The organism is Planococcus sp. TJ-307, assembly GCF_058268435.1.
Genome location: NZ_JBZDOJ010000001.1, coordinates 809,171 through 822,167, shown reverse-complemented (window position 1 = coordinate 822,167; position 12,997 = coordinate 809,171). Strand labels below are relative to the sequence as shown.

The window sequence follows — 12,997 nt, the reverse complement described above, 5'->3', positions numbered from 1 at the left end:
ATGACCCGAAAACGCGAATTCAATCCGCATTCCTATTACCACGTCATTATGCGCGGTAATAACCGACAGTCGATCTTCAATACGAAAGAAGACATGTTCGAATTGAAACTTGCCTTCCTGCATGTCCATGCCTATTACCCGTTCAAGCTGTTGGCGTACTGTTTCATGACCAACCATTACCACATCCTGATCAAAGCGGAGCGAAATCCGTTATTTAAAATTATGGGACTGGTCAACCGGCGCTACAGCGCTTCCTATGCCAAACGTTGCGGCCACATCGGCAGAATCTACCAGAAGCGCTATTTCGTCAAAGAAGTCGATTCCCGCCTCGGCCTGCGTACTGTCAACAGCAACATCCACCGCAACCCAATTCAGACAAAACAGCTGATGGTCGAGCACCTGGATCAATATCCATACAGTTCGTTTCCGCTTTACTGGGACGAACTGCTTCCAGTGCCGCCCTTTTTGGATAGGGAACTACTTCGAAGATTATTGTCGGAATCGTTCAAGAAAAACAACACGGCGTATTCCATGTACTGCCTGACCTATACGCAGAACGTGAAAGAAGACGAACACGTAGAGGATATGAAGGCGGTGATTTCTAACGGTTTCCCAAATAGTACCTGTTGTTGTGCATAAACTGAATTGTCTTTGACACAAGGGCACGATTTTTTCTTCCTTCTATGATAAGGCAAAGTCTATGCGTAGAATTACATTCTTATTGGTCACAATAGAAATATGCTATTATCTAGAAGAGAGATGATCGATAATGGAGCCCAAACGTAAACTAGAAATTGCAAGCATTGCCATGAAGGAGCGTCGAAATTCCAATTCGACTCTGCCAGATGATTTCCTGAAAACTTTAGAAGAGAGGACAGGAGAAATTGTTTCTGATTTAAAAGCGGGAAGACAACGCCCCCGCTCTGAAGATGAGACAAAATCCTTCTGATGTTTGAAAAAGAATATGGAAAACAGAACGGATCCATATAGAAAAATTAGCTAAGTTAAAAAGTCTGCCTTTAGCAGACAAAAATATTCGAGTTGCCGGTCTTGTGACGGAGTATGTTGAAGCGAAACATTCGGAAATTCAATTAATTGTAGTTGGCGGCCTCAGTATTGAGTATTATACGACCGGACAATACGCAACTGTTGGTATCGATTTTGTTGCAACATCACATGAAAAAATCATGGAGGCGCTAGTTGAGTTGGTTTTTGAAAGGCAAGGCAAAGACAGTTACTTGAAAGAGGTGCAAGTCTCTATTGAAATTCCTGACAACCACCTGGAAGGCAGTTATGACAAAATAAGAGATGCGCTGACCGATGACGGGTGCATTTTTCATATGATTAGTCCGGAAGATATCTTTTGCGATAGGTTACGGGCACTTGTCCATTGGAAGGAAAAAGAGCAGTTGAAATGGATGACGAAATTATATGAAGTAAACAAGTTGGATCAGGAATATATTTATTCCCGTTTAGTAGGGATTAAAGAAAAAGAAGTAGCCGATGTGTTCTTCCAGGCAATCAATGAGTAAGAACAGTGATTTTACTGTTCTTGCTCATTATGCGGATAGAATACATCTAGGCAAGAATTGCTTTCTCGATGCACCCTTTTCCCTGTATTTCCCAATTTTTCCCTGTGCGCAAAACAGTTATGACTAATTAGCACTTCCCATAAACATACCAAAACCGCATATCGAAACCGTTGTGGTTTCTCGATGCGTCATTTTTGGCATGCAATTGTCGTGTATAAACTGAATTGTCTCTGACACAGGGGCGCGATTTTCCTCCTTTTAATATAGAGAAGCTGCCTCTAAAAACCTTTGGGGTTTTTGGAGGCAGCTTCTTTTGCATGCAATTGTCGTGAATATACTGAATCGTCTTTGACACAGGGGCGCGATTTTAATACCGGGGCTGTTTGCGTTGAAGCATGACGGAAGACGCTTTACTCTAAAGTTCAGAGTGATTCCGTCTCACTTCTTATAAAACTTGTTTTTCCCTTCAAATATATAACCCACATCATTACTCTTCACGACAGTTACAGCTATTTCGTTCTTCAACAATTCAATCGTGATGACGCCGCTGCCGCCGAAACCATCTTCGCTGTAGTAAAGTCTCGCTTTATTATCAACAAATTTAACTTCACCATCTGTTGATCCGATGTACATTGCGCCAGTAGACATGGAATCCACTTGTACTTGAGACGTATTCCCTTTAATATTTTCAAGATTTACAGACATGTAAGCGTCTTGGGTATTAGCTCTTTTAGTTTCCCAAAGCCCTTGATAGCCAGTCAAATTGAACGGCACAACCGGTTCTTTCGCAATGCTCTGTTCAATTTTATGAATAAAGATAGCATATTCCCCACGTTTTAAAAGATCATTCGTTCCGAATTTGACAGTTGATTTACCGGACGTAACATTATTATCCACTAGAGCCGCAACAGCAGTCGCGTAGCGTGAGTTCACGTCCGTAAAGCTAAGCTTCGATGGATCGCCTTTCAAGTTGTAGGCAGCTGACTTCGTCAGCATCAAGGCCATTTCACCGCGTTGCATCAGCTCATTAAATCCGAAACTCTTCGTGGATTTTCCGTTGACGATTCCCGCATCTTTCAATGCATTAATCGCAACCACGCCACGTGTCGGCACATCCGCAAACCCTGAGGAAGGCGCATCCTTTTCGGTTAATCCAAGCGCATGCGCTAAAATAATCGCTGCGTCCCCACGCTTAATGTTTTGATCGATTCCAAATTTGGTTTTCGAAACGCCGTTTGTGATGTTCTGATCCACTAAGTAATTCACCGAAGGTTTATAACGATCTGAGACATCCGTAAAGCTTGCGGCGGAAACAGGTGAACCTACAGAAGCCACCACTAACATAGCCAAAGCAGCGGGTAATGCAATTTTAGTAAGCAATTTTGATTTAACGATCATTTTTTCTCCTCCAATTGGGGTTTAGTAGAAGCACACTATTTGTTACAAGACTCTTATTATCAGAAGAGAGCAGAAATTAGGTAGTGTATCCTAAAAAATTATTTTTCAACACCACTTTCTAACTACTATTTCATCAATAAACTGATTATAATACTCTATACAGAAAAATGGTATTTTTTTTTCCTATTTTCTACTTTTGATCCATAAAAAGAAAAAGCTTTACTTGGGGGGATAATAAACTCTCTCGCTCTTCTGCTGAGTTGTATGGATGCCAGGCACCCACACAACTTCAACTTCCAGCAGGTCCCAAATGCTCCCTGTGTTAGACACAATTATAAATAGCCGACTATTCAGATTTTTATAACCAGTCCAAACCCTGAGACTCCTGCTAAATCAGGCTTAGGATTTTTGGGTCTACATATCCGTGAATAAACTGAATCTTCTTCAACACAGGGACGCGATTTACTTCTTCTCACACCATTGCACCAACGTTTCTCCACTTTCCCGATATTCATTGATTTGACCGGTCCAATATAATTCCTTCTCTTTTCTTTTCAAGAAAACTCCTCCCAGAAATTCAATTCTGGAAAGAGTATCTCATGAAGAATCTTCTATTAGAACGTGCTCATTATTGGACGCTTACTTCTCTTTAGTTTTGGTCTGTTCTTTAAAGAAATATTGCAACAATAGTACTATGAATAACCATAATACAATACTAACTCTATTTAGTGTTAATGTGGGACTTCCAAGTGAAGAACCTATTATCAATAGTACTAAAAAAAAGAAAAATCTAGACTCTTCCCTAAAATAATTTTGTTTCAAAAACTGAAAACTCTTTAAGAGCAAATATATTAAAATGAAAGAAAAACCAATTAAACCAAGGATACCACCTACTGCAAAAAACTGAAAATAACCACTATCATAAACAGGTGAGGCACCAAATCCTACACCATATATTGGACTTTTATCAGCTACACTTTTAAAGAGTATAGCTTGTTGAGATCCAGTACCTCCAAATCTTCCTGCAGTAAGTAAATATATAAAGTTTTCATTTGTTCTAAAGAATCTTAGTAAATAATCTAATCCTGTCCACGTTTTAAGTAAAGTTGAATAAGTTACATATCCGATTATTACTGTCCACAAAGACAAACCGAAAACTAAAGTATACCTCTTTTTATTTAACAAAACTCCTAACAAAAATAGAGAAATACCACCAAATATAAAAATCTTTGAAACAGTAATAAGGCCACCGATTAATATTAGATAAAGTGGAATAATATATTTTGGTTTCATTACATTTGTTTTTCCGCTTATATAAAGCCAAGCTAATAAACCTATAGAATACATTACTCCCGCTTCTAGAGGCTGATTGAATATCCCAGAATAACGACCATTTCCAGCTGCATTTACAGCTACAGATTCTTCACTACCCCAAAACAGTTTCCCTATCTCTGATACATCTACTAATAAACTAACGAAAATAAATAATGTATTAAGAGATAACATCAACAATAGTAAATTAGATAACTTTAACAAAGTTTCAGACAATCCTTCAATTGTTGTTCTTTTTTTAACAAACATAAAAGTTCCAATAATAACTATTGGCTGTAAAAAGCTTTCCGCATCAGCAATAGATTTCAATAATAAAGAATCATTATTCCCTATAAAAGTTACTGATAACGCAATCGCAAATACTGTTATCAAAATAATAAAAGGAATAAAGAGATTACTTATTAAAACCTCTTTCCTCTTGATGGCAATAAAAATAATTAATGCCGCAGAAGGATAAAGCACAAAATGTTCTATCCTTAAACCACCAATAGTGTAAACCCCAAAGGCTGAGATTAAAAGAAGATAAGGAATAAGTTGATAAAATTTTTCGAAATTCATTTAAAGACCCCTATCTTCACTTTATAAAAAATATAATTGAAGGCTAGTTTTTAAATAGCAATTTATAATAATTCATAATAGATATTTTGATCGGCTCTACTATACCGAATATCTGATAATCAAATTTAACACTTTGCTTCACTTGAATTCAATACTTTAGATAAAATCGAAACTAATACTTTATTTTATTAGAAAATTTCTTATATTTAATATAAGTCTTTACTTACCTTCAACCCTATAAATAAAAAATTCTTTCATTATTTAATACCAGAAAAATTCAATAAATATCAGTATTTACCATTTTAATATTTGGTGTTTCCAGACACTATTTCATATCCAAAAAATTTTTGTAGATTTACACATAATTATTAATGGTACCAACATAAAATACTTTTAAAATAATGCTATTTCAAAAGAAGAAAGTAAATTTCCGAAAAAATATATTAAAATAACCAACTACTTTATGTTCATTAAATTTATCACTCTTTTTAAGAATTATATTAAAAAAATGGCTTACGTCTTCTCTTATAATGACTCGAAATCTAATTGGTAATGTAAATCTTTGTAGATTAGATTAACAACAATACTAGAATTTTTACTAATAATTTAAACCTTTACTCATTAATAACAGTTAACTCTTTCAGTTTTTTTAAACAACTTTAGCAACCAATTTATAAGTTCTGGACGCTGCAGGGCAAATTCAATCGTCGTTTCAATAAAACCGAACTTCTCACCTACATCAAAACGCTTCCCATCAAATTCATAAGTATAGACAGATTGGATTACATTCAATTTCTGAATGGCATCGGTCAGCTGGATTTCCCCTCCTGCGCCTAGTTGATGCTCTCCCAAATATTCGAAGATTTACGGTGTCAGAATATAGCGGCCCATGATGGCATAATTCGAGGGTGCTGTTCCAGCTGCTGGTTTTTCAACAAATTTATTCACTTCTATCAATTTGCTATAAACAGAGATAGGGTCGATAATGTCGTAGCGAACTGTGTCTTTTTCCGCTACTTGTTGTACACCAATCACGCTTTTGCCAGTCTTTTTATGCTGATTCATCAGTTGAGCCAAACATGGCTCATCATTTTCAACGATATCGTCTCCCAGTAATATAGCGAAAGGTTCATTGCCGATAAACTTGCATGCTGACCAGATCGCATGCCCCAACCCAAGCGGCGGCTGCTGGCGAATAAAATGAATTTCTACTTTGGAAGTTGCTAAGACAGAATCTTGCATATCTTGTTTCCCTTTTTTCATCAATGTGTCTTCCAATTCAAACGCATGATCGAAATGATCTTCAATTGCACATTTTCCTTTTCCTGTCACAATGATAATATCTTCTATACCAGAAGCTATCGCTTCTTCGATTAGGTATTGGATCGTCGGTTTATCGACGATTGACAACATTTCTTTTGGCATTATTTTTGTAGCAGGAAGGAATCTTGTTCCGAGTCCCGCGGCAGGAATAATCGCTTTTTCATTCTCATCTTTGCACCCACCTGTACTGTATCCACTAATAACTAGCAATATTTTTATAAAATAATTGAACTGCTTGTTGAGTATATTATACTTTTTTATAATATTCACAGTACCAATCTGTAAACTTCTGAAGACCTTCTTCAATAGAAGTTTTTGGTTTAAAGCCAATCGCTTGTTCTAATAATTTAGTGGAAGCATAAGTTGCTGGAACATCGCCTGGTTGGATTGGTTCGAACTTCTTCTTAAACTCTATAGTTCTATCAAGACTTTTACTCAAGCACTTTTCAAGCGTCTCAATAAATACCATCAGTTTTTCAGGGCTGCTGTTTCCGATATTAAAAACTTTATGTGTAACCTCGCCTGTCTCGCTTGGCGGGCGGGATAAGAGTCGTTCAATACCTTCTACAATATCGTCTATATACGTAAAGTCACGGTACAAATCATTTTCAAAATCATCATTATTAAAGATTTTTATCTCTTCATCAGCAAACAATTTATCAGTGAATCCGAAATAAGCCATATCGGGACGTCCCATTGGTCCGTAAACCGTAAAGAACCGAAGTCCAGTTGCTGGAATTTTATAGAGATGGCTATAAGTATGTGCCATCAATTCATTCGACTTCTTCGTCGATGCATACAAAGAGACAGGATTATCCACGAAGTCTGTTTCCTCGAAAGGCACTTTTTTGTTTGCACCATATACTGAGCTTGACGATGCATATAACAAATGGTCGACCGGATAATGGCGGCATGCTTCCAGAATGTTATAAAACCCAATGACATTGCTTTGAATATAGACATCGGGATTTTCAATTGAATATCTTACTCCAGCTTGTGCTGCCAAGTTCACAACAATATTTGGCTTGTGCTCTTCAAAAAGATCTATAACTAATTCCTTATCAGAAATATCACCTGTAATAAAAGTGAACTTTTCATTTGATTTTAACTCGCTTAAGCGGTCATGCTTTAAATTCACATCATAGTATTCATTGAGATTATCAATACCAACTACATGACAACCTAATTCTAATAATCGTTTTGAAAGATAATAACCAATAAATCCAGCTGCGCCGGTAATAAAATATATTTTATTAGAGTCTAGAGGCTTGTAATTCAAGTTTTCTCATCTCCTTAAGCGCATCTTGGTTTGCAGGAGCTCTACCGACTGAATAGTATTCTACTCCCGCTTGTTCCATCTCTTCAACACTATGAAGATTACGACCATCATAGACCAATGGAGTTCTCATCAATTTTTTATAGGTTTTTGCCTCAACTGCTTTAACTTCTCCCCACTCAGTAAAGATGAAGCATACGTTTGCATCTTCTAGAGCATCTTCCACATTTGATACATATTTAATGTTGCCTTTACCATTCTTACCTTCAAGAAAGACTTTAGCGAAGTTCTCTGCCCCAATTGGATCATATGCATAAATATCAGCACCCTGGTTTAACAACAAAGGAACATTTTCTAATGACGGAGCTTCTCTTAAATCATCTGTTCCTGGCTTAAATGTAAGACCTAAAATAGCGACTTTAAGACCATTAAATGTAATTAAACGTTTACTAGCTTTTTTATACATTAAAGTCTTTTGCTCTTTATTCACATCGATCGCAGCTTTGACTGTCTTCAAATCATAGCCATTTTGAGTCGCCAGATATTCAAGTGCCTTTGTATCTTTAGGAAAACAAGATCCACCATAACCAATACCTGCATTCAAGAATTTGCTACCAATGCGATCATCAAAACTCATCCCTTTTGCAACATCTTGAACATCTGCTCCGACTAGCTCACACAGGTTTGCTATATCGTTCATATATGAAATTTTTAATGCTAAGAAATCATTAGATGCATATTTGATCATTTCTGCAGATTTTCTATTTACCGATACAACAGGCAATTTAAATGGCTCATAAATTTTTTGTAAAAGACCTTCTGCCCATTCACTTTCGGTACCAATAATAATTCTCTTTGCGTTCAAAGTATCGTTCACCGCAGATCCCTGTGCCAAGAATTCAGGATTTGAAGCTACTTCTACTCTTACATCATTGATCAAGAAATCGTGAATAAATTGCTCTACTTTGTCATTTGTACCAACTGGGACAGTAGATTTAACTACTACTAAGCAATCTTTTTCAATCGTTTCAGCAATTTGTCGAGCAACAGTCGCTATATAAGAAAGGTTTGCAGATCCATCTTCATTTTCAGGAGTACCTACACCAATAAACACTGCGTCTGCGTCTTTGTATGCTGACTTATAATCAGTTGTGTACTGCAGTCTGCCTGTTTCATAGTTTTCCTTCATTAATTCTTCTAAACCAGTTTCATAAATTGGAGAAACTCCTGATTTCATCATGTTTACTTTGTTTTCATCAATATCTACACAAACGACTTGATGACCTCTTTCGGCAAAACAAACACCTGCAACTAAACCGACGTATCCTGTACCTGCTATTGATATTTTATACATTTAGAAATACCTTCCTTTTATATCATTTATTTAAATATTGCTGGCATACCTACTGCCGTAACATTTGCCGGTATATCTTTTACTACTACTGAGTTAGGTCCTATTATGGAGTTGTCTCCAATTTTCACTCCACCAACCACTACACATCCAGGATACAAAGTAACGTTATCTCCAATAAAAGGGTATTCCAAGATTTTATCTTTATTCATTTTAGAACCTATTGTGACATTTTGATATATAGTAAAATCATCACCTATAACCGCTCCAGCTCCAATTACGATGCCGGCAGTATGAGGAATTTTCAAATTCCTTCCTATTTTCGATGCAGGAGATATTTCAATTGAATGGAGATTCAAATTCAACATCCAAAATAGATGTGAAAAAAATTTTAATTTATTATAATACGTCCAGTTACTAACTCTGTAAAAAAAAACAGCTCTCATAGACTTTCCAGAGAATAGATACCAAATATATTTTAACCATTTTTTTTGCATTTAATTTCTCCTAGTAGAATGAAATAATTTAAATTGATTTTGTAAGTTCTTTTAAATCACTGTAAAATTTAGACCTTGTTAGTTTTAGCTTAGAGTAATTATATTCTTGAGCTTTATTAATATTTCTAATACTTTCTTTCTCGTATTCCTCTTTATTGACTATTAATTCGATTACTTTTTCAACTAATCCATCGAGATCCTCTGGATGAGTCAAATATTTCTTGTTAATTAACTCAGGTATACCACTTACTCTAGTGGATACACAAGGAAGTCCCACTGCCATAGCTTCAATAATTGCCCTAGGAAGACCTTCAGACCTGGTTGGAAATACAAATATATCACTATTAAGTAAAATTTCTCTTATATCTTCTTTATTTGCTAACATGCCAGTAAATAAAATTTTATCTTCTACTTTCAAACTCTTAGCCATCTTTATAAATTCTTCTCGTTTATCACCATCACCAATAAATGTAACTTTGGCGTTAAAACCTTTTTTATGTAATGCTGAAATAATTTTTATTAAAGTATCATGCCCTTTGATATAATTATTTATATTATTAGCAGTATGAACTATTTTAATTTCAGTAATACTTTCTAATTTTTTTGGCTTTCCGAAAAAGCCATCTAATAAGTCAATTGTAGAATAATTACCTTCAAAATATCCTTTTCCTTCACCATTTAATCTTACTTGAGATGGATATCGTGATTGAAGATATTCTTTTGTTACGTATGAAGCCCCATTGGCTTTAGAACACATTTCTTTTTGATCCTTAGTCCATAATAATCTTGCTACTATTGCTCCTAAACTCTTATTGAACTTAAAAGCCAATGCTTCCCACGGGTCGGCTACTACTTCTACTGCAAAAGGCTTTTTAGTTTTTTTAAATTTTTTATACAATAAAAAGGAAAGAGATGAAGGTACTCTAAAAATAGCATTATCACAACCATCAATTGCTTGAGAAGACAATTTATACATTTCTCTTCGATTAAGTAAATATTTCAATGGACCTCTAAAGAATGGCATTTGAAAAATTTCGACATTATTACCATCTACACGTAAAAACTTTTCCTTATCTATAGTATTAACATCCATTACTCTTGCAACTATTCTAATCTTTTCGAAAATTGACAAATATCTATCCCAAAAATTATAACTATATATAGTCTTACTCCAAATACTTCCATCTGGTAATTTATAAAAATGAGCATCAACAATAATTAAAGCTTTCAAAAAACTGCACCTCTTTATCCTTTTACGTTTATATTGAAAACCATAATAATTTACGATTATGATTTCTTTAGTAGGATTTATTGAATTTCAATTTTAGGTCTTGAATTTATTGTTTTCAATATAATTATACCAGAAATTACTAATCTAATAATATTGGAAAAAATAACAGAGATAATAGCTCCGTTCAACCCGAATTGGGGAATCAATAATATTGAAAATAATATTGTAGAAAACATAGAAAATAATAGTATAGGTATCTGAATTCCGTATTTTTTGATTGCTATCATAGCTGTAGCTAAAAAACTAGTTAAATACCAAAATAAACCTGCTACCATCATTAAAACCAAACCATCTTTATAAGGGCTATATTGAACGGTATAAAATATTGTTAATATTTCTTCTCCAATAATAAGCGTGACAATTATAGATGAAACTCCTACTACAACACCTATTAAAATTAACTTATAAATAAATGTTTTCAATTTATTTATATCATTTGAAATATAATAACTAGCCATTCTTGGGATTGCAGCATGACAGAGAGCCGCTATTACAGTTCCAATAGCGATCATTATATTTAAAATAGAAGAATAAATCCCAACGTGCCATTCATCTAAGTAATATTGAATTAAAAATCTTGGTATATTTGTATTAAAAGAGTCTAAAGCTGACGCAATTCCCAAAGGAAACCCTAAATAAATTATTAATTTACTTTTGCTTTTTATGACTTTTCTAAAATCAGAAAATCTAAATAATTTTATATTTTGTTCAATTTTTTTTATTTCACGAAAATTGTAAACTAAGAATGTTAAAAGGAATGAAAATGATTGAATAATTAAAGCAATATAAACATCTTCTAATATATAAAGAGAGAAAGTAAAAATAACAATAGAAATAATACTTTGTAAAATTTTTGAATATGACATTATTTTAATTTCTTCATGCTTTTGAAACAGGCCATGAGAAATATCACAAATAGATTCAAAAAAACGATAAAATGACAAAATTATAATAAAAAAAGTAATTTCTTTGTTAAAATTTAGAACTACAGCCGCAAGTAAACTAAGAAGTATCCCGCATATACTCAAAAAAATTCTTGTATAGTAATATTCATTAAATATAAATTTTTCACTTTGATCAGTTGCTATTAAACTTCTAAAATTCATTCCTAAAACCAAGAAAATAGGAATTGTTATTGCTAGACCTAAAGAATATTGACCTACAACTTCTGGTGTAGTCATTTTAGCTAGAATAACTATGATAATCCATTGACTTAATGCAAAAGAGAGGTTTCCTAAAATCGAATATACAAAATTCTTTCTCATAGATAAAATTACTGGTTTCCTCATATTTTTTCACCTAAAATTACTTTTAGTATTTTTTCCATACTGTTTTATTAATATAATCTACATATGATAGGATAATTCTTAATACTTTATCGGATACATTTGATTTATCGTAGTCAGCTACTCTGTTTAATGTATTTTTTTCCTGACTCTCTATAATTTCTATTCCTTGTAGAATTCGCTCTTTCTCTAATCCAACCATCATTACTGAAGCTTCTTCCATTGCCTCTGGACGCTCATGAGCCTGACGAATATTAAGTGCTTTAAATCCTAAAATAGATGACTCTTCACTAATAGTTCCACTATCACTAAGAACTGCTTTTGCTTTCGTTTGAAGTTTCACATAATCATTAAATCCTAAAGGCTTCATCGTTTTAATCAAGGTATTAAATTTAATACCTTTAGCGTCAATCATCTTTTGTGTTCTTGGATGAGTACTGATGACGATTGGCATACCGTATTTATCTGCAATAGCGTTTAAACTATCACACAAGTTCATAAAATTCTTTTCAGAACTAATATTTTCTTCGCGATGAGCAGATACAACGAAGTATTTATTCTCTTCTAAATTCAATTTATCCAATATATTTGACTTTTCGATATCTTCTTTTCTTGTATTCAATACTTCAAACATTGGGCTACCAGTTTTAATAATACGATCTGCAGGAAGACCTTCTCTTAAAAGATATTCTCTTGCGATGTCACTATAAGTTAAATTGATGTCTGCTGTATGATCTACTATTTTTCTGTTTGTTTCTTCTGGGACACGTTGATCAAAGCAACGATTTCCTGCTTCCATATGGAAGATTGGAATTTGTCTTCTCTTAGCTGCAATGGCACATAGACAACTGTTGGTATCCCCTAAGACTAGCAATGCTTCGGGTTTAACTTTCTCTAAAATCGGATCGATTTTAACCAGAATATTACCAATTGTTTCAACGGCAGTACCGTTCGCTGCATTTAAGAAATAATCGGGTTTTCTCAAGTTAAAGTCTTCAAAGAAAACTTCATTTAATTCATAGTCATAGTTTTGTCCTGTATGTACAAGAATATGTTCTATCGCATTTGATTCTTCTAATTTATTGATAACCGCTGAAAGCCTAATGATTTCAGGTCTTGTTCCTACTACAGTCATTACTTTTAATTTCTTCAT

General features: G+C 34.1%; 11 protein-coding genes and 1 pseudogene. 3 read left to right on the top strand and 9 right to left on the bottom strand.

Going from position 1 to position 12,997, the window contains the following annotated elements:
• The 3 genes from AC4EHK_RS03955 to AC4EHK_RS03945 all read left to right on the top strand — a co-directional run bounded on the left by AC4EHK_RS03955 (position 1) and on the right by AC4EHK_RS03945 (position 1,532).
• A complete protein-coding gene (locus AC4EHK_RS03955; protein WP_490977487.1) occupies positions 1–639 on the top strand; it encodes a transposase in 639 nt (212 codons plus the stop codon).
• Between the two features lie 130 nt (positions 640–769).
• Positions 770–949: a hypothetical protein gene (locus AC4EHK_RS03950; RefSeq protein WP_490977486.1), complete on the top strand. Its 180-nt coding sequence runs from the start codon at positions 770–772 to the stop codon at positions 947–949.
• Positions 950–1,052: 103 nt separating this feature from the next.
• Positions 1,053–1,532, top strand: coding sequence for a DUF6036 family nucleotidyltransferase (locus AC4EHK_RS03945; protein WP_490977485.1), 480 nt, complete (start codon positions 1,053–1,055; stop codon positions 1,530–1,532).
• A gap of 438 nt (positions 1,533–1,970) precedes the next feature.
• On the opposite strand, the gene AC4EHK_RS03940 is transcribed toward AC4EHK_RS03945, so the two are convergent.
• From AC4EHK_RS03940 to wecB, 9 genes and pseudogenes are all read right to left on the bottom strand, one after another.
• A complete protein-coding gene (locus tag AC4EHK_RS03940; protein ID WP_490977484.1) occupies positions 1,971–2,930 on the bottom strand; it encodes an S-layer homology domain-containing protein in 960 nt (319 codons plus the stop codon).
• A 639-nt stretch (positions 2,931–3,569) separates the two neighbouring features.
• Positions 3,570–4,820, bottom strand: coding sequence for a hypothetical protein (locus AC4EHK_RS03935; protein WP_490977483.1), 1,251 nt, complete (start codon positions 4,818–4,820; stop codon positions 3,570–3,572).
• A gap of 621 nt (positions 4,821–5,441) precedes the next feature.
• Positions 5,442–6,344 (bottom strand): annotated as a pseudogene (galU, locus tag AC4EHK_RS03930) (UTP--glucose-1-phosphate uridylyltransferase GalU).
• A 46-nt stretch (positions 6,345–6,390) separates the two neighbouring features.
• Positions 6,391–7,422 (bottom strand): GDP-mannose 4,6-dehydratase, encoded by a 1,032-nt coding sequence (locus AC4EHK_RS03925; protein WP_490977482.1) that lies wholly within the window; start codon positions 7,420–7,422, stop codon positions 6,391–6,393.
• Positions 7,397–8,773, bottom strand: a complete 1,377-nt coding sequence (locus AC4EHK_RS03920; protein ID WP_490977481.1) for a UDP-glucose dehydrogenase family protein — start codon at positions 8,771–8,773, stop codon at positions 7,397–7,399. The genes AC4EHK_RS03925 and AC4EHK_RS03920 overlap by 26 nt, the downstream gene beginning before the upstream one ends.
• A gap of 26 nt (positions 8,774–8,799) precedes the next feature.
• The gene (locus tag AC4EHK_RS03915) at positions 8,800–9,267 is read right to left on the bottom strand and encodes a serine O-acetyltransferase (protein ID WP_490977480.1); all 468 of its coding nucleotides are present in this window, start codon (positions 9,265–9,267) and stop codon (positions 8,800–8,802) included.
• Positions 9,268–9,295: 28 nt separating this feature from the next.
• A complete protein-coding gene (locus AC4EHK_RS03910; protein ID WP_490977479.1) occupies positions 9,296–10,498 on the bottom strand; it encodes a glycosyltransferase family 4 protein in 1,203 nt (400 codons plus the stop codon).
• 77 nt (positions 10,499–10,575) lie between these two features.
• On the bottom strand, positions 10,576–11,847 hold the full coding sequence (locus AC4EHK_RS03905; protein WP_490977478.1) for an oligosaccharide flippase family protein: 1,272 nt from the start codon (positions 11,845–11,847) through the stop codon (positions 10,576–10,578).
• A 22-nt stretch (positions 11,848–11,869) separates the two neighbouring features.
• Positions 11,870–12,997 carry a non-hydrolyzing UDP-N-acetylglucosamine 2-epimerase gene (gene wecB, locus AC4EHK_RS03900; protein ID WP_490977477.1) on the bottom strand — a complete coding sequence of 376 codons (1,128 nt, stop codon included), beginning with the start codon at positions 12,995–12,997 and terminating at the stop codon, positions 11,870–11,872.

Coding starts and splice junctions, on each gene's coding strand:
- AC4EHK_RS03915 (WP_490977480.1), bottom strand. CDS start 9,267: ATGCAAAAAAAATGGTTAAAATATATTTGGTATCTATTCTCTGGAAAG.
- AC4EHK_RS03940 (WP_490977484.1), bottom strand. CDS start 2,930: ATGATCGTTAAATCAAAATTGCTTACTAAAATTGCATTACCCGCTGCT.
- AC4EHK_RS03955 (WP_490977487.1), top strand. CDS start 1: ATGACCCGAAAACGCGAATTCAATCCGCATTCCTATTACCACGTCATT.
- AC4EHK_RS03920 (WP_490977481.1), bottom strand. CDS start 8,773: ATGTATAAAATATCAATAGCAGGTACAGGATACGTCGGTTTAGTTGCA.
- wecB (WP_490977477.1), bottom strand. CDS start 12,997: ATGAAGAAATTAAAAGTAATGACTGTAGTAGGAACAAGACCTGAAATC.
- AC4EHK_RS03905 (WP_490977478.1), bottom strand. CDS start 11,847: ATGAGGAAACCAGTAATTTTATCTATGAGAAAGAATTTTGTATATTCG.
- AC4EHK_RS03950 (WP_490977486.1), top strand. CDS start 770: ATGGAGCCCAAACGTAAACTAGAAATTGCAAGCATTGCCATGAAGGAG.
- AC4EHK_RS03935 (WP_490977483.1), bottom strand. CDS start 4,820: ATGAATTTCGAAAAATTTTATCAACTTATTCCTTATCTTCTTTTAATC.